Origin of the sequence: Kitasatospora sp. NPDC059827 (assembly GCF_042731675.1) — a bacterium.
GTDB lineage: Bacteria > Actinomycetota > Actinomycetes > Streptomycetales > Streptomycetaceae > Kitasatospora.
Genome location: NZ_JBHWIV010000090.1, coordinates 1 through 16528, shown reverse-complemented (window position 1 = coordinate 16528; position 16528 = coordinate 1). Strand labels below are relative to the sequence as shown.

At 72.7% G+C, this 16528-nt stretch carries 12 protein-coding genes; 8 read left to right on the top strand and 4 right to left on the bottom strand.

The window, feature by feature from the left end; translation table 11 throughout:
- Positions 1-220 precede the first annotated feature (220 nt).
- Positions 221-1711, bottom strand: a complete 1491-nt coding sequence (rpsA, locus tag ACFV8H_RS34900) for a 30S ribosomal protein S1 (protein ID WP_329928268.1) — start codon at positions 1709-1711, stop codon at positions 221-223.
- Between the two features lie 415 nt (positions 1712-2126).
- Between rpsA and ACFV8H_RS34895 the strand changes: the two genes are divergently transcribed.
- Both ACFV8H_RS34895 and hrpB read left to right on the top strand, forming a co-directional pair.
- Positions 2127-3023, top strand: a complete 897-nt coding sequence (locus ACFV8H_RS34895; protein WP_375893411.1) for a class I SAM-dependent methyltransferase — start codon at positions 2127-2129, stop codon at positions 3021-3023.
- 5 nt (positions 3024-3028) lie between these two features.
- Positions 3029-5539, top strand: a complete 2511-nt coding sequence (gene hrpB, locus ACFV8H_RS34890) for an ATP-dependent helicase HrpB (RefSeq protein ID WP_380407912.1) — start codon at positions 3029-3031, stop codon at positions 5537-5539.
- A gap of 2 nt (positions 5540-5541) precedes the next feature.
- On the opposite strand, the gene ACFV8H_RS34885 is transcribed toward hrpB, so the two are convergent.
- Positions 5542-6810, bottom strand: a complete 1269-nt coding sequence (locus ACFV8H_RS34885) for a hypothetical protein (RefSeq protein ID WP_380407910.1) — start codon at positions 6808-6810, stop codon at positions 5542-5544.
- A gap of 246 nt (positions 6811-7056) precedes the next feature.
- On the opposite strand from ACFV8H_RS34885, the gene ACFV8H_RS34880 reads away from it, so the two are divergent.
- Positions 7057-7908, top strand: coding sequence for an alpha/beta fold hydrolase (locus ACFV8H_RS34880; RefSeq protein ID WP_380407908.1), 852 nt, complete (start codon positions 7057-7059; stop codon positions 7906-7908).
- Between the two features lie 65 nt (positions 7909-7973).
- Here the strand turns inward: ACFV8H_RS34880 and ACFV8H_RS34875 are convergent, their stop codons facing one another.
- Positions 7974-8741 carry an alpha/beta hydrolase gene (locus ACFV8H_RS34875; RefSeq protein WP_380407906.1) on the bottom strand — a complete coding sequence of 256 codons (768 nt, stop codon included), beginning with the start codon at positions 8739-8741 and terminating at the stop codon, positions 7974-7976.
- A gap of 350 nt (positions 8742-9091) precedes the next feature.
- Between ACFV8H_RS34875 and ACFV8H_RS34870 the strand changes: the two genes are divergently transcribed.
- From ACFV8H_RS34870 to ACFV8H_RS34860, 3 genes are all read left to right on the top strand, one after another.
- Entirely contained in the window at positions 9092-9733 is a 642-nt protein-coding gene (locus tag ACFV8H_RS34870) for a dihydrofolate reductase family protein (RefSeq protein WP_380407904.1), read from the top strand.
- Between the two features lie 4 nt (positions 9734-9737).
- Positions 9738-10628 carry an alpha/beta fold hydrolase gene (locus ACFV8H_RS34865; protein ID WP_380407902.1) on the top strand — a complete coding sequence of 297 codons (891 nt, stop codon included), beginning with the start codon at positions 9738-9740 and terminating at the stop codon, positions 10626-10628.
- A gap of 72 nt (positions 10629-10700) precedes the next feature.
- A complete protein-coding gene (locus tag ACFV8H_RS34860; protein WP_380407900.1) occupies positions 10701-11066 on the top strand; it encodes a hypothetical protein in 366 nt (121 codons plus the stop codon).
- 73 nt (positions 11067-11139) lie between these two features.
- Here ACFV8H_RS34860 and polA read toward each other — a convergent pair whose 3' ends face one another.
- Positions 11140-13842, bottom strand: coding sequence for a DNA polymerase I (polA, locus tag ACFV8H_RS34855; protein WP_380407949.1), 2703 nt, complete (start codon positions 13840-13842; stop codon positions 11140-11142).
- A gap of 234 nt (positions 13843-14076) precedes the next feature.
- On the opposite strand from polA, the gene ACFV8H_RS34850 reads away from it, so the two are divergent.
- Both ACFV8H_RS34850 and ACFV8H_RS34845 read left to right on the top strand, forming a co-directional pair.
- Positions 14077-14577 carry a PaaI family thioesterase gene (locus ACFV8H_RS34850; protein WP_380407898.1) on the top strand — a complete coding sequence of 167 codons (501 nt, stop codon included), beginning with the start codon at positions 14077-14079 and terminating at the stop codon, positions 14575-14577.
- 620 nt (positions 14578-15197) lie between these two features.
- A complete protein-coding gene (locus tag ACFV8H_RS34845) occupies positions 15198-16439 on the top strand; it encodes an ABC transporter substrate-binding protein (RefSeq protein ID WP_380407947.1) in 1242 nt (413 codons plus the stop codon).
- Positions 16440-16528 lie beyond the last annotated feature (89 nt).

Sequence of the window (16528 nt, the reverse complement as noted above, 5' to 3'; positions counted from 1 at the left end):
GGCCTATAGCAGGGCAATGAGCCTCATCTCACATTTCCCTTCACATAAACCACACATAAGTCAAACCGGAAAACGAAGGCGTGAAACGAAGGTGCGAACGAAGGTGTGAAACAAAAGCGCGAGGGGCGCGCGAACCGGTCGGAGAACGCGAAACGGGCCCCACCCGGAGTGATCCGGATGGGGCCCGTTCCCTAGCTGTCAGCTAGTGGGGGCGAGAGCCTCAGCTCTGGCCGCCCGCCAGCTTCTCGCGCAGGGCGGCCAGGGCCTCGTCGGAGGCCAGGGCGCCCGAGCCCTCGTCGCTGCTGGACGAGTAGGAGCCACCGGCAGCGGCGGCGACGGCGTCGCCACCCTCGGCAGCGGCCTCGGCGTCGGCCTCGCGGCTCTTGATGACCTGGGCCTGGTGCTGCTCGAAGCGGGTCTGCGCCTCGGCGTACTGGCGCTCCCACTCCTCACGCTGCTTCTCGAAGCCGGGCAGCCAGTCGTTCGCCTCGGGGTCGAAGCCCTCCGGGTAGATGTAGTTGCCCTGGTCGTCGTACGAGGCGGCCATGCCGTACAGGGTCGGGTCGAACTCGACCTCGGCCGGGTTGGCACCCAGGGCCTCGTTGGCCTGCTTGAGCGACAGGCTGATGCGACGACGCTCGAGGTCGATGTCGATGACCTTGACGAAGATCTCGTCGCCGACCTGGACGACCTGCTCCGGGATCTCGACGTGGCGCTCGGCCAGCTCGGAGATGTGGACCAGACCCTCGATGCCCTCGTCCACGCGGACGAACGCACCGAACGGAACCAGCTTGGTGACCTTACCCGGAACGACCTGGCCGATCTGGTGGGTACGGGCGAACTGCTGCCACGGGTCCTCCTGGGTCGCCTTCAGCGACAGGGAGACGCGCTCGCGGTCCATGTCAACGTCGAGAACCTCGACGGTGACCTCCTGGCCGACCTCGACAACCTCGGACGGGTGGTCGATGTGCTTCCAGGACAGCTCGGAGACGTGCACCAGGCCGTCGACGCCACCCAGGTCCACGAAGGCACCGAAGTTGACGATCGAGGAGACGACGCCGGAGCGCACCTGACCCTTCTGGAGGGTGGTGAGGAAGGTCTGGCGGACCTCGCTCTGGGTCTGCTCCAGCCAGGCACGGCGGGACAGGACCACGTTGTTGCGGTTCTTGTCCAGCTCGATGATCTTGGCCTCGAGCTCCTTGCCCACGTAGGGCTGGAGGTCGCGGACGCGGCGCATCTCGACCAGCGAGGCGGGGAGGAAGCCCCGGAGGCCGATGTCGAGGATGAGACCACCCTTGACGACCTCGATGACGGTACCGGTGACGATCCCGTCCTCTTCCTTGATCTTCTCGATCGTGCCCCAGGCACGCTCATACTGAGCGCGCTTCTTGGACAGGATGAGACGACCCTCCTTGTCCTCCTTCTGGAGAACCAGGGCCTCGATGTTGTCACCGACGGCGACGACCTCGTGCGGGTCAACGTCGTGCTTGATCGAGAGCTCGCGGGACGGGATGACGCCCTCGGTCTTGTAACCGATGTCGAGGAGGACCTCGTCACGGTCGACCTTCACGATGACGCCCTCGACGATGTCGCCATCGTTGAAGTACTTGATGGTCTCGTCGATGGCGGCGAGGAAGGCCTCCGCGTCGCCGATGTCGTTGACCGCGACCTGCGGGGTGGTGCTGAGGGAGGAGTCGGTGGGGCTCGTCATTAGGAAAAGGGCTCCGGTACGGACATGAAAGTCGTAGGTAATGCCACGCGGAGGGCCCGTATCGCTCCCACCGAAAGCCGGACAGCCAAGAACACGGCACACCGGAAATCCCGTGAACAACGAGAAATCGGCGTCCGTCTTGCGACCGTGGGGTCTTCGACAGATGCGAGCGCGACCTGCTCCGTCCGAGGCGCGCAGGCCCGCAGCGCAACTTGTAGCATACGGGGACGGCCAGGCACGGTCAACGCCAGAAGAGGCAAGACGGTGGAGCCTGGTACGGATCAGGCCATATCCTCCGGTTGCGCACCTCGCGGTGGCGCCCGAAGGGGCCCTTCCCCGGATGCCACCGCCAGGATCCGGCCCCGGTCGGGGCCGTTTCGCGGCAGCGGCGCTTCCGCACTCCATACCCTACGCGATGGGCATTGTCACCGTGGCCACCACCCCCCAGTCCGCCCTTCACGATCTTGACACCTCTCCCGCAGGGGCCGACGGATCCGACGAGTTGGAGGAGGAGGACGGCGACGACGCGGTCCGGCGCGAGGCCGGGCTCGGCGAGAGCAGCCGGGCCAGCCGGCACTGGTGGGACCGCAACGCCGACGAGTACCAGGACGAGCACGGCGAGTTCCTCGGCGACGACCGCTTCACCTGGTGCCCCGAGGGCCTGGACGAGGCCGACGCCCGCCTGCTCGGCGACGTGGCGGGCCGGGACGTGCTGGAGATCGGCGCCGGCGCCGCCCAGTGCTCCCGCTGGCTGGCCGCCCGCGGCGCCCGCCCCGTCGCCCTGGACATCTCCTACCGCCAGCTCCAGCACTCCCGCCGGATCGACCTCGGCCGGGGCGTGGAGCCGGTGGCCGTCGTCCAGGCCGACGCGGCCGTCCTGCCCTTCGCGGACGCCTCCTTCGACCTCGCCTGCTCCGCCTACGGCGCCGTGCCGTTCAGCGCCGACACCGAGCGGCTGATGCGCGAGGTGCACCGGGTGCTGCGGCCCGGCGGGCGCTGGGTGTTCTCGGTGACCCACCCGATCCGCTGGGCCTTCCCCGACGAGCCCGGCGTCGAGGGCCTGACCGCGATGTCCTCCTACTTCGACCGCACCCCGTACGTCGAGCAGGACGAGAACGGCCACGCCACCTACGTCGAGCACCACCGCACCGTGGGCGACCGGGTCCGCGAACTCGTCGCCGCCGGCTTCCGGCTGGTCGACCTGGTCGAGCCCGAGTGGCCGGCCGGGCTGGAGCAGGAGTGGGGCGGCTGGTCCCCGCTGCGCGGGCGGCTGATCCCCGGCACGGCGATCTTCGTCACCGAGCGGGGCTGAGCCCCTTGAACCCCGCGTGGCGCGAACTCCCGGTCCGTACCGCCCTCCCCGCGCTGCACGAGGCCCTGGACGGGGGCGGCACGGCCGTCCTCGCCGCCCCGCCCGGCACCGGGAAGACGACACTGGTGCCGCTCGCCCTGGCGGGGCTGCTCGCCGACGGCCGGCCGGTGCGCCGGGTGCTGGTCGCCGAACCGCGCCGGCTCGCCGTCCGGGCCGCCGCCCGGCGGATGGCCTGGCTGCTCGGCTCGTCCGTGGGGCGCGAGGTCGGCTACACCGTGCGCGGGGAACGGCGGGTCGGCCCCGACACCGTGGTCGAGGTGGTCACCACCGGGGTGCTGCTGCAACGCCTCCAGCGCGACCAGGAGTTGCCCGGGGTGGACGTGGTCGTCCTGGACGAGTGCCACGAACGGCACCTGGACGCCGACACCGCGCTCGCCTTCCTGCTCGACGTCCGGGCGGCGCTGCGGCCCGAACTGCGGCTGGTCTGCGCCTCGGCCACCTCCGACACCGGGGCCTGGGCCGAACTCCTCGGCGGCGCACCGGTGGTGGAGGCGCACGGGGTGTCCCACCCGGTCGACGTGGTGTGGGCGCCGCCGCCGCGCGCCGTCCGGCCCGCGCACGGGACCAGGGTCGATCCGGCGCTGCTCGACCACGTCGCCTCCGTCGTACGGCGGGCGCTGGGCGAGCAGGACGGGGACGTGCTCTGCTTCCTGCCCGGGGTCGGCGAGATCGCCCGGGTCGCGGGGCAGTTGAGCGGCGCCCCGGCCGAGGTGCTCCAACTCCACGGCCGGGCCCCGCAGACCGTCCAGGACGCCGCGCTCACCCCGTCCCAGGGGCGCCGGGTCGTCCTCGCCACCGCCGTCGCCGAGTCCTCGCTCACCGTGCCCGGCGTACGGGTCGTCGTCGACGCCGGACTCGCCCGCGAGCCCCGCACCGACCACGCCCGGGGGCTGGCCGGACTGGTCACCGTACGGGCCTCGCTCGCCGCGGCCCGCCAACGCGCCGGGCGGGCCGGGCGCGAGGCCCCCGGCACCGTCTACCGCTGCTGGAACGAGGCCGAGGACGCCCTCGCCGCCCGCTTCCCCACCCCCGAGATCGCCCTCGCCGACCTCACCTCCTTCGCCCTCCAGGCCGCCTGCTGGGGCGACCCGGACGCCACCGGGCTCGCCCTGCCCGACGCCCCGCCCGCCGGGGCGATGGCCGCCGCCCGGCAGACCCTGACCGCCCTCGGCGCGGTGGACGGCGACGGCCGGGCCACGGCCCGCGGCGTCCGGCTCGCCCGTACGGGGCTGCACCCCCGGTTGGGCCGCGCCCTGGTCGACGGGGCCGCGGCCGTCGGTGCCCGCCGGGCGGCCGAGGTGGTCGCCCTGCTCTCCGAAGAACCGCCGCGCGCCCTCGGCGACGACCTCGGCGCGGTCTGGCGGACGGTGAAGGACTCCCGGGACCCGTACGCGGGCCGCTGGCGCGACGAAGTCCGCCGGTTGCGGCGCGCCACCTCCGACGAAGGCGCGACCGCCCTGCCCGACGCCACCGCCGTCGGCCTCGTCGTCGCCCTCGCCTTCCCCGAACGCATCGCCCGCGCCCGGGTCGAGCGGCCCGCCCCCGGCGAGCGCAGCCCGTACCTGATGGCCTCCGGCACGGCCGCCGAACTCGCGCCCGGCACGGCCCTGGGCGCCCTCCCCTGGCTCGCCGTCGCCGTCGCCGACCGCCCGGCCGGCTCGCACTCGGCCCGTATCCTGCACGCCGCGGCGCTGGAGGAGTCCACCGCCCTCCAGGCCGGCGCCCCGCTCGTCACCGCCCGCGAGGAAGTCCACTGGGACACCCGCCGGGGCGAGGTCACCTCCCGCCGGGTCGAATCGCTCGGCGCCGTCGAACTCACCGAGAAGCCCCTCGAGCGCCCCGACCCGGCCCTCGTCCGGGGCGCCCTCCTGGACGGCCTCGCCCGCGAGGGCGTGAGCGAGCTACTGACCTTCACCTCCGGCCTCCGCGAACGCCTCGCCTTCCTGCGCACCGCCCTCGGCGACCCCTGGCCCGACGTCTCCGACGAGGCCCTGCTGGAGCGCGCCGACGAATGGCTGGAGCCCGAGCTGTCCCGCGCCCGCCGCCGCGCCGACCTCGCGAGGATCGACACCACGGCCGCCCTCCAGCGCCTCCTCCCCTGGGCCACCGGTGAGGCGGGCCGGCTGGACGAACTGGCCCCCGAACGCATCACCGTGCCGTCCGGCTCGAAGATACGGGTCGACTACGGCACCGAACGCCCGGTCCTGGCCGTCAAGTTGCAGGAACTCTTCGGCTGGACCACGACCCCCACCGTGGCCGCCGGCCGCGTGCCGCTGACCATCCACCTGCTCTCCCCGGCGGGCCGCCCCGCCGCCGTCACCGGCGACCTGGCGTCGTTCTGGCGCGAGGGCTACCGAGCCGTCCGCGCCGAACTGCGGGGCCGCTACCCCCGCCACCCCTGGCCCGAGGACCCGACCACGGCCGAACCCACCCGCCGCGCCAACGCCCGGAAGTGACGTCAGGAGAGCGAGAAGCCCAGCTGGTTCACCACCGGCGTCATCGGCACGTACAGCACCTGGGCGAAACAGGTCGTCGGGTGCGCCGTCGATCCGGCCGGGCAGCCGACCTCCGACCCTCCGGCCACGATCACGCCGCGGGCCTCCATGTCGCCGTTCGCACCGGACGGGTCGGCGAGCGCCGGGCCGCCGCTGTCGCCCTTCGCGCCGATCGCGCGTCGGTCGCCGCCCTTCGACTCCGCGACGTCCACCGGCTTGATCCTCGTCCCCTCGTCGTTCGTCGTCTCGACGTCGACCTTCTTGACCTGCACGTCGCACGTCCACCCCGACTGGGCGCCGCTCAGGCAGACGAGGTCCCCCACGTTGTTCCGGCCGGCCCCGTAGGTGTGCCGTGAGGAACCGCCGCGGTCCGACCAGGCGCCGTCGTAGAACCGGTCGGCGCCGTCGCCGTTGATCGCGATCATGCCGACGTCCAGACCGTCGCCGATCGCGGACAGGTCGCCGATGTACGCGCCGGTGCCGTTGTAGTACCGGCCGTTGCCGCAGTGCGCGGCGGTCAGCAGCACCTTGGTCCGGCCCTTCCACCCGCTGAACGCGGTCGAGCAGAACGCGGACTTCCCGGTGTTGACCTCGGCGCCCGCGTAGTACGGCGCGCCGTCGGAGTGCCGGCTGCCGGACAGCGCCGCCGGGGCGCCCTCGACGGCGGCCGTCACCGGCATCCCGGCGAGCTCGGCGGCCCGCCGGGAGTACGCCCGCTCGCTCGTGGCGCCCCCGGTCAGCCGCGCGGCCGCCGTCGGCGCGTACGTGATCGCGATGGCGGCGCCGTCCTCCTGCGGGCCGATCGACGTCCAGGCCTCGGGCGCCACGGCGGCGGTGAACCGGTCGATCGCGGCGCGCATCTCCGCCCGGGAGTAGGGGCTGTGGTGCACGTCCACGGTGTAGCCGGGGCCGGCGTGCGCGTCGAGCAGCCTCCGGACCTCGGCCGGGGCCTCGCCCTTCCAGTAGAGGTCGGCGTGCTGCTCCGACGCGTCGATCACCGTCCCGGCATAGCCGTCCGCCGCCGGGGCGCCGGACTCCACCCAGTCCTGCACCGGGTCCGTCATCCGGTGGAGCTTCTGCTGGGCCTGCGGATCTCGCAGCACCGGCAGGCTGACCGAGCGGACCGGCCCGTCCGGCCCGGCCGACCCGTCCGGCGCGGCGTCGGCGGCGACGAGGGCACCGGCGGTCACGGCGGACAGGGCCAGGGACAGCAGCAGACGGGAGCGACGCATACGCGGTCCTTCGACGGGGCTGGCGGGCCGGCACCCAGCCTAGGGACCGATCGGCGCTCCCCCCTGCCCGGAAGGCGCGCGCCGGGATGATGCCGGCGCCCGTAGGAGCCGCCGCGCCCCCTGGCCCGTCCCGCCCGGGCCCGTCCCGTCCTGGGTGGACCACCCGGGATCCGGGGATCCGCCGTCGCCCGACCCGGCCGCGTGGTCTGATCATCTCGTTGCCGTGCTACCGACAGGAGTTGACCCGTGTCCTCACCCCTCCCCACCGCCGTACGCCTGAGCGTCGGCCGGCACACCTTCGACGGGCTGGCCGCCGGGCCCGCCGATGGTGAACTCGTCCTGCTGCTGCACGGGTTCCCCGAGTTCGCCGACTGCTGGAGCGCCGAGCTGACCGCACTGGCCGCGGCCGGCTACCGCGCGGTGGCGGTGGACCAGCGCGGCTACTCCCCCGACGCCCGCCCCGCGGACGTCGCGGACTACGCCGTCGAACTGCTGGTCGCGGACGCCCTCGGCTTCGCCGACGCCCTGGACGCACCACGCTTCCACCTGGTCGCCCACGACTGGGGCGGCCTCGTCGCCTGGGCACTGGCCTCCGCCCACCCCGAGCGACTGCACAGCCTGACCGTGCTCTCCACCCCGCACCCCGAGGCGCTCTACGCGGCCTTGAACAACGGCGGCGACCAGCGCGAACGCTCGCAGTACATACGGGAGTTCCGCCTGCCGGAGCACGTGGCCGAGCAAGCCGTGCTGGCCGACGACGCGGCCAGGCTGCGGGCGATCTACCGGGACGCGCTGCCGCCGGAGCTGGCCGAGTCCAACGTCCGACGGCTGACCGAGCCCGGAGTGCTGACGGCCGGACTCAACTGGTACCGGGCCGTCAACGAGGAGCTCCGGATCCCGGCCGGCGAGATCACCGTCCGCACGCTCTACGTCTGGGGCACCGAGGACCGGGCCCTGGGCCGCGACGCCGCGGACCTGACGGCTGAACACGTGAGCGCCCCGTACCGGTTCGTGGCCCTGGAGGGCGCCACCCACTGGCTGCCGGAAGCCAACGCCGACCAGGTCGTACCGCTGCTCCTGGAACACCTCGCGGGCTGAACCGGCGCGGGAAGTCGACGGGATCGACTTCCCGCGCCGGGCGTCACGCGCCGCGCCCGTACGGGTCAGGCCGACGGGGTGGCCGGGCGGCCGAGGTGCCGGGCGAAGAAGCGGGCCGCGCTGTCCGCCTCGAACCGGGGAAGGTCCTTGTGCCTGCCCGAGTTCACGTGCAGGGACTTCTCCTTCGAGGCGAAGGCGTCGAACAGCGCGAGGCCCTCCTCGCGCGTGATGTGCTCGTCGTCCCACTGGAGATCGAACTCGATCGGGACGGTGATCCGCTTCGCCTGCTCGGCCAGGGTGTCGGGCCAGTGCTGGCCGAAGACGGCGGCGGAGATCCTGGGTTCGCCCGCCACGAAGGGGATGCCGATCGCGGTGCCCATGTTGATGCCCCAGAAGCCGACCGGCCCGTCGGCACCGATCTCCGGGAGCTCCTGGAGGGCGTCCAGCAGCGCCCGGTACTCGGGCACGGCCTGCTCCGCCAGGTGGTCGTTGTAGCGCACGACGATCGGGCCCTCCGGCTCGCCCGCCGCCCGGGCCGCGTACAGGGCGGCGATCTCCGCCTCGTCGTGCGCCGTGCGCGGCCGGTCGCCGTGACCGGGCGCGTCGACGACGGCGACGTGGAAGCCGCAGCCGGCCACCAGGAGTCGGGCGCGACCGGACATCGCCGGGTGCTTCTTGTGGTTGCCGCCGCCGTGGGCCATCAGGACCAGGGGCGCGCGGTCGGCCGCGCCGGAGGCCGGCGACCAGAGGACACCGGGGACTTCGCCCAGGGTGAAGTCGCGCTCAAGGACGCCGTTCGAGGACGACTGCGCGGTGAAGTGCGGAGAGTGCACGAGGTGTTGCCTTTCGGAAGTGCCTGGCTGTCGAGGCGCTCCCGGCGACACCTACGTCAATCGCCCGACCGTGACGAGCGGGGGAGCACCCATATGGGTCCAGCGTTCATGGGTCTCACCTCCTCGGGCGGTTGCACGGTCACGTGGAAGCTACCAGCCCGGGCGATCATCCCCCAACCCCTTTTCCCGCCCGCGCGCACCGGACGTCGGCCTGCCCGACTTCCCGCGCGGGACCGTCCGTCGTCCGGCCTGCTCGATGTGGAAACCGGGTGTCGGCGTGGCGATGAGTTTTCCGGCCCCGACCGGTCTACATCTCGACGGGACCGACCGACCTCACCAGGAGTACAGCCATGGGCCTCATCCACATCGAGATGTTCGCGACCCTCGACCTCGTCGGCCAGGCGCCCGGCGGCCCCGACGAGGACCCGGCGGGGTTCCCGTACGGCGGCTGGCAGGCGCCGCTGCTGAACGAGGCCACGGGGGCGCAGATCCTCGCCGCGTACGAGGGCACGGACGCGCTGCTGCTCGGCCGGCGCACGTACGACCTCTTCGCCGCCTACTGGCCGCAGCAGAAGGAGGGCGAGATCGCCGAGTTGTTCAACCGCGTCCCGAAGTACGTGGCCTCCCGGGGCACGACCGCGCTCCCGTGGGCCGGGTCCACCCGGCTGGGCCCCGACCTGGCCGGCGCGGTGCGCGAGATCCGCGACCGGCACGAGCACGTGAAGGTCGTCGGGAGCCTGAACCTGGTGCAGACCCTCCTGCGCGAGCGGCTCTTCGACCGCCTCGACCTCTGGGTGCACCCGATCGTGCTCGGCGTCGGGAAGAAGGTCTTCGAGGAGGGCGCGGTGCCCACGAACCTCACGCTCCTCGAACCCCCGGTGGCCGGCCCGCAGGGCACCGTCTACCTGCGGTACGGGCTCGCCGAGGGCACGCCCAGGACGGGCGACATGAGCCTGCCCGACCGCGGCCTCGGGGACGACGGGGCCCGGTGACCCGATGACCGCCGCCCACACCGCCGTGCGCGCCGCCGTCCGCGCCAACGGGGTCGTCTCGGGCACCGAGTCGTTCGGTGCCGACGACGCGCCGCTCGTCCTGCTCGTGGGCGGGCCGACGATGCTGTCCTGGCCCGACGCCCTCTGCGAACGCCTCGCCGCCGGCGGGCGCCGGGTGGTGCGCTACGACCTGCGCGACAGCGGGGCGTCGACGACGGTGGACCCGCAGGCGCCCGGCTACACCCTGCGCGACCTCGCCGCCGACGCCGCCGCCCTGGCCGACGCGCTCGGCGGCGGGCTCGGCGGCGGCCGAAGGCCCGCGCACCTCGCGGGGATCGGCGTCGGCGGCATGGTCGCCCAGGTGGCCGCGCTCGACCACCCGGAGGCGTTCTGCGCCCTCACCCTGGTCGGCACCCGCGCGGTCGCCCCCGGCCCGCCCGACGACGACCTCCCCGACCACGACCCGGCGACGATGAGCCGACTGTTCGCCCGTCCCGCGCCGGACTGGAGCAGCCGCACGGCGGTGGCGGACTTCGCCGCCGCCGGCGCGGAGATCCTCGGCAACGACCCCGGCACCGCCCGCGCGACCGCCGCGCGCATCTGGGACCGCACGCCCGGCACCGCTCCCCCGGTCCAACTGGCCAACCAGCTGGGCCTGGTGTTCTCCATGCTCGACTGCACACCCCGCTGGCGCGAGCGCCTGCCCGGAATCCGGGTCCCCACACTCGTCGTCCACGGCCGCCGCGACCCGTTCTTCCCCGTCGGCAACGGCGAGGCGCTCGCCCGCGAGATCCCCGGGGCCCGGCTGCTCGTCCTCCCGGAGGCCGCCACCGCGATCCCCGACACGGCGGTCGGCGAGGTGACCGGGGCGATGCTCGCGCTCGGACCGGGGTGAGGCAGGGTGGGTGGGCACACTCGACGAACCGACCCCCCGGCCCCGAACGGGCCCGCAGAACCCGGGAACCGCATGCCCCACGACGACGCCCTCCCCACCGCCGACCACCCGAGCGGCCCGCACCAGCACCTGCGGTTCTTCTTCGAGTACGGCGTCGACACCCCGCTGTGGCCGGGCTCCCCCGAGCGCCCGGAACTCGACAGCCCGTACGGATCGCCCTGCGAGCCGGAGTTGCTGCCCATCACCCCGGCCACCCGGGACGAACTGAGGCGGCTCTCCGACCGGTACCAGTCCTCCCTCGACTGGGACGACCCGGGCGGCCCCTCCCCCTGGACCCCGGACCAGTGGGAGTCGTTCCGCACCGCCGCCGACGCCGCCCTGGCGGCACTGCGCCACGACCTGGGCGCCGCCTGGACGGTCACGGACCGCAGGAGCTGAACCCGGGAACGACGGACGGCGGGCCCGGACACCCACCGTGTCCGGGCCCGCCGCCGACGAGGAGCGCAGCGCGTCAGTGCGCGGCGGCCTCCCAGTTGGCGCCGACACCGACGGAGACGTCGAGCGGGGCGCGCAGCGGGTAGGCGCCGGCCATCTGCTCGCGGACGACGGCCTCGACCGACTCGCGCTCGCCCGGAGCGAGTTCCAGCACGATTTCGTCGTGCACCTGGAGCAGCATCCGGGAGGTCAGCCCGGCGGCGCGCAGGGCCTCGTCGACCCGCAGCATGGCGATCTTGACGATGTCGGCGGCCGAGCCCTGGATGGGGGCGTTGAGGGCCATCCGCTCGGCCATCTCGCGGCGCTGGCGGTTGTCGCTGTTGAGGTCGGGCAGGTAGCGGCGGCGGCCGAGGAGCGTCTCGGTGTAGCCCGTCGCCCGCGCCTCCTCCACGACCCGGTGCAGGTAGTCGCGCACGCCGCCGAAGCGCTCGAAGTAGGTGTCCATCAGGCCCTGGGCCTCGGCGGGCTTGATGTTGAGCTGCTGCGAGAGCCCGTACGCGGAGAGCCCGTACGCGAGGCCGTAGGACATCGCCTTGATCTTGCGCCGCATCTCGGCGTCGACCGCCGCGCCCGGGACCTCGAAGACCTGGGAGGCGACGGTGGTGTGGAGGTCCTCGCCGGAGGCGAAGGCCTCGATCAGGGCCTCGTCCTCGGAGAGGTGGGCCATGATCCGCAGTTCGATCTGCGAGTAGTCGGCGGTGAGCAGCGACTCGTAGCCGGCCCCGACGACGAAGGCGCGGCGGATGGCGCGCCCCTCCTCGGTGCGGACCGGGATGTTCTGCAGGTTCGGGTCCTGCGAGGAGAGCCGGCCGGTGGCGGCGACCATCTGGTTGAAGGTGGTGTGGATCCGGCCCTGCGGGGAGACGGTCTTGAGCAGGCCCTCGACGGTGGTGCGCAGCTTGGCCTGGTCGCGGTGGCGCAGCAGGATGACCGGCAGTTCGTTGTCGGTCTGGGTGGCGAGCCAGGTGAGCGCGTCGGCGTCGGTGGTGTAGCCGGTCTTGATCTTCTTGGTCTTGGGGAGGGCGAGTTCGCCGAACAGGATCTCCTGCAGCTGCTTGGGCGAGCCGAGGTTGAACTCGCGCCCGGCGGCGGCGTGGGCCTCCTCGACGCAGCGCTGGATCTCGGCGGCGAACTGGGCTTCGAGCCGGGTGAGCCAGTCGCGGTCGGCGGCGATGCCGTAGCGCTCCATCCGGGCGAGGAGGGCGGCGATGGGCAGTTCCATGTCGTGCAGCAGCCCGGCGGCGCCGACCTCGGCGAGGCGGGTGTCGAAGAGCGCGGCGAGGTCGAGCACGGCGCGGGCCTGGAGCATGAGCGCCTGGGCGCGCGCGGCCTCGGCGTCGACGCCGTCCTCCTCCGGTGCGTCGAAGGCGAGTTGGCCGCTCTCGGCGGCGGGGGCGGCCGGGGTGAGCGAGCGGGCCAGGTACTCCTCGGCGAGCACCTCCAGGGTGAAGGTGCGGCGGCCGGGCTTCTCCAGGTAGGCGGCGAGCGCGGTGTCGGCGACGACCCCGGCGACCGTCCAGCCGCGTTCGGCGAAGGCCCGCATGACCTGCTTGGCGATGTGCAGGGCCTTGGGGGCGGCCGGGTCGGCGAGCCAGTCGGCGAAGGCCCGCTCGTCCTCCTCGGCGAGCTGCGCCGGGTCGAACCAGGCGGCGGAATCCCCGACGGCGAGGGCGACTTCGGTGACCTCGCCGGTGCCGAGGGCCCACTGGTAGACGGCGGCCAGCGCCACCGGCGCCTTGTCGTCGGAGGCGTGCTCGCGCAGCCAGGCGGCGAGCGTGCCCGGGTCGGTGAGGAGTTCGCCGTCGACCTCGACGCCGGGGGCGAGCTCGGCCTCGGCGGCCTCGGCGGCGCCGGCCGGGTCGATCCCGAACACCCGGTCGCGGAAGTTGGCGTTGCGGAACTCGAGCGACTCCATCAGGGTGCCGACGGCGTCCCGGTCGAAGGACTGCCGGGCCAGGTCGGGGACGCCCAGCGGGAGTTCGACGTCGCGGACCAGCTCGGTGAGGACCCGGTTGCGCTTGACCGAGTCGAGGTGGTCGCGCAGCTTCTCGCCGATCTTGCCCTTCACCTCGTCGGCGCGGGCGACGAGTTCGTCGAAGGAGCCGAACTGGTTGACCCACTTGGCGGCGGTCTTCTCGCCGACGCCGGGGATGCCGGGCAGGTTGTCGGACGGGTCGCCGCGCAGGGCGGCGAGGTCGGGGTACTGGCGCGGGGTGACGCCGTACTTCTCGGTGACCTTCTCCGGGGTGAAGCGGGTGAGCTCGGAGACGCCCTTGGTCGGGTAGAGCACGGTGACGTGGTCGGTGACGAGTTGGAGGGAGTCGCGGTCGCCGGTGACGATGTCGACGTCGTAGCCGGCCGCTTCGGCGGCGGTGGCGAGGGTGGCGATGATGTCGTCGGCCTCGAAGCCCTCGACCGTCATCCGCGGGACGCGCATGGCGTCGAGGAGTTCGCCGATCAGGCCGATCTGGCTCTTGAACTCGTCCGGCGTCTTGGCCCGGTTGGCCTTGTAGTCGGGGAACTCGGCGGAGCGGAAGGTCTGCCGGGAGAGGTCGAAGGCGACGGCGAGGTGGGTGGGCCGTTCGTCCCGGACGGTGTTGGCGAGCATCGAGGCGAAGCCGTAGACCGCGTTGGTGGGCTGTCCGGTGGAGGTGTTGAAGTTCTCCACGGGCAGGGCGTAGAAGGCCCGGTAGGCCATCGAGTGCCCGTCGAGCAGCATCAGCCGGGGCCGCGGGCCGGCCCCGCCGCCACCCGTCGCGCCCTTGTCCGTACTCTGCGTAGCCACGTCAACGTCCGTTCCTGCCGATTCCACTACCGGCCACCGATCCTATGGCCCGGCACCGACAAAAGGGGCGCCGCGCCGGTCGGTCCGGGCCCGGTACCAGCGAGTAGGACGGTCGTACGATCACAGGCAGCACGACGACGTCACCCCAGAGCGGCAGGAGTTCCCCCGATGACCGACGCGGCCCCCGACACCGCCCCCGGCACCGCCACCGACGGCGCCCCGGCCCCGGCCCCCGTCCTGAACGTCCCGCAGGACGTGCTGGACCACTTCGCCAAGCTCGGGGTGAACCCGGAGACCTTCTCCGGCGGCCACCTCGGCGAGAAGCTCGGCATCCGGATCGTCGAGGCCTCCGGCGACCGGGTCGTCGGCACCATGCCGGTGGAGGGAAACCAGCAGCCGTACGGGCTGCTGCACGGCGGCGCCTCGGCGGCGCTGGCGGAGACGCTCGGCTCGATCGGCGCGATGCTGCACGCCGGCCCGGGCCGGTACGCGGTGGGCGTGGACCTCAACGCCACCCACCACCGCTCGGCCACCTCCGGCCTGGTCACCGGCGTGGCGACGGCGGTGTTCAAGGGCCGCACCGCCGCGACGTACGAGATCGCGATCACCGACGACACCGGCAAGCGGATCACCAGCTGCCGGCTGACCTGCATGCTGCGCGACCTGTAACGGGCCTCCGGGAAGCGCGACGGCCTCCCCGGAGGGAACAACGGGCCTCCGGGCAGCAGCAGTTCACCACCGAGAACATCAAGTCTCTTTCCCGCCCCCTTGTTTGACCTTCCGCCACCCTGGGCAGGCGTTGGTCTGAGCGAGGGGGCGCCGGCATGTCCGGACGCGCTCGGCGCGCCCCCAAGCCTGTAACACTGCGTAACAGGTGGGAAATCCCAGCAGGTGACAGTTCCGCGGCCCCCGAGACGCGGAACCTCTTCGCCGCACCCCCATCGTCCGAAATGCGGACGTGCACGGTCGAATGCAGTACACCGGACACCCCTGTCCGATTATCGACGCTGCCAGCTGCAACCCCCATTTCTGGCCCTTACATCCCTCCACCAGCACGTAAACGCCCAGCAGTTCAGGATCGGTCGAGCCAGAACGACCACATGCTGAGACAAATGCTCCGTGTGCTCATAACAAGAGAATCACAGCCTGCCCACAGCACTGCCCGAGCCGCCCAAGGGCATCTAGAGTCACGGCCAGTCACCGCGCCATCCGGAATGGGCCCGGCCCTCCGCGCATCCCGGCTCCCGCCACTCAGGCGCGGGCGCCTCCTGAACCGAATGGGGACCCTCGTGCGTCATCGTTCCGCAATTGTCGTGAGCATTGCCGTGATCGGCGCCCTCAGCCTCACCGCCTGCGGCTCCCGCGGCGGGAAGTCCGGCGACACCGCCGGCGGCAAGGACAGCGGCTCCACCACCGTCGTCATCGGCGTCGACGCCCCGCTCACCGGCGACCTCTCCGCCCTCGGCCTCGGCATCCGCAACTCCGTCGACCTCGCCGTCAAGAACGCCAACGCGACCAACGAGGTCCCCGGCGTCAAGTTCGAGGTCAAGGCCCTCGACGACACCGCCAAGCCCGCCCCCGGCCAGCAGAACGCCACCCAGCTCGTCGGCGACCCCAAGGTCCTCGGCGTCGTCGGCCCGCTCAACTCCAGCGTGGCCCAGTCCATGCAGCAGATCTTCGACGACGCGAGCCTCACCGAGATCTCCCCCGCCAACACCGGCGTCGCCCTCAGCCAGGGCGAGAAGTGGGCCAGCGGCGACAAGAAGCGCCCCTTCAAGTCCTACTTCCGCACCGCCACCACCGACGCCGTCCAGGGCCCCTTCGCCGCCCAGTTCCTCTACAACGACGCCAAGAAGACCAAGGTCTTCCTGATCGACGACCAGAAGACCTACGGCGCCGGCCTCGCCTCCACCTTCAAGGGCGAGTTCACCAAGCTCGGCGGCACCCTGGCCGGCGAGGAGCACGTCAACCCCGACGACCGCGACTTCTCCGCCATCGTCACCAAGGTCAAGGCCTCCGGCGCCGACGCCGTCTACTACGGCGGCGAGTACCCCGCCGCCGGCCCGCTCTCCCTCCAGCTCAAGGACGCCGGCGTCGCCATCCCCCTGATGGGCGGCGACGGCATCCAGAGCGGCGACTTCATCAAGCTCAACCCCAAGAGCCAGGGCGACTTCGCCACCGCCGTCGGCCTGCCCGTCGAATCCCTCGACACCGCCAAGAAGTACATCGCCGACTACAAGGCCGCCGGCTACAAGGACGCCTACGAGACCTACGGCGGCTACTCCTACGACAGCGCCTGGGCCATCATCCAGGCCGTCAAGTCCGTCGTGACCAGCAACAACGGCAAGCTCCCCACCGGCGACGGCCTGCGCAAGACCGTCCGCGACGCCGTCCAGAAGGTCTCCTTCGACGGCGTCACCGGCAAGGTCTCGTTCGACGAGTTCGGCGACACCACCAACAAGCAGCTCACCGTCTACACCGTCAAGGACGGCAAGTGGGCCGTGGAGAAGTCCGGCACCTTCAACGGCTGACACACCGGCCGGCCCCACCGAACCACCAGCGCGGGGGGGGGCCCCCCCCGGCCCACCCCGCCCCCCCCCACCCACACCCCCCCGCCCCC

Coding starts and splice junctions, on each gene's coding strand:
- ACFV8H_RS34865 (WP_380407902.1), top strand. CDS start 9,738: ATGACCGCCGCCCACACCGCCGTGCGCGCCGCCGTCCGCGCCAACGGG.
- ACFV8H_RS34860 (WP_380407900.1), top strand. CDS start 10,701: ATGCCCCACGACGACGCCCTCCCCACCGCCGACCACCCGAGCGGCCCG.
- ACFV8H_RS34870 (WP_380407904.1), top strand. CDS start 9,092: ATGGGCCTCATCCACATCGAGATGTTCGCGACCCTCGACCTCGTCGGC.
- ACFV8H_RS34885 (WP_380407910.1), bottom strand. CDS start 6,810: ATGCGTCGCTCCCGTCTGCTGCTGTCCCTGGCCCTGTCCGCCGTGACC.
- ACFV8H_RS34850 (WP_380407898.1), top strand. CDS start 14,077: ATGACCGACGCGGCCCCCGACACCGCCCCCGGCACCGCCACCGACGGC.
- polA (WP_380407949.1), bottom strand. CDS start 13,842: ATGCTGCTCGACGGGCACTCGATGGCCTACCGGGCCTTCTACGCCCTG.
- rpsA (WP_329928268.1), bottom strand. CDS start 1,711: ATGACGAGCCCCACCGACTCCTCCCTCAGCACCACCCCGCAGGTCGCG.
- ACFV8H_RS34895 (WP_375893411.1), top strand. CDS start 2,127: ATGGGCATTGTCACCGTGGCCACCACCCCCCAGTCCGCCCTTCACGAT.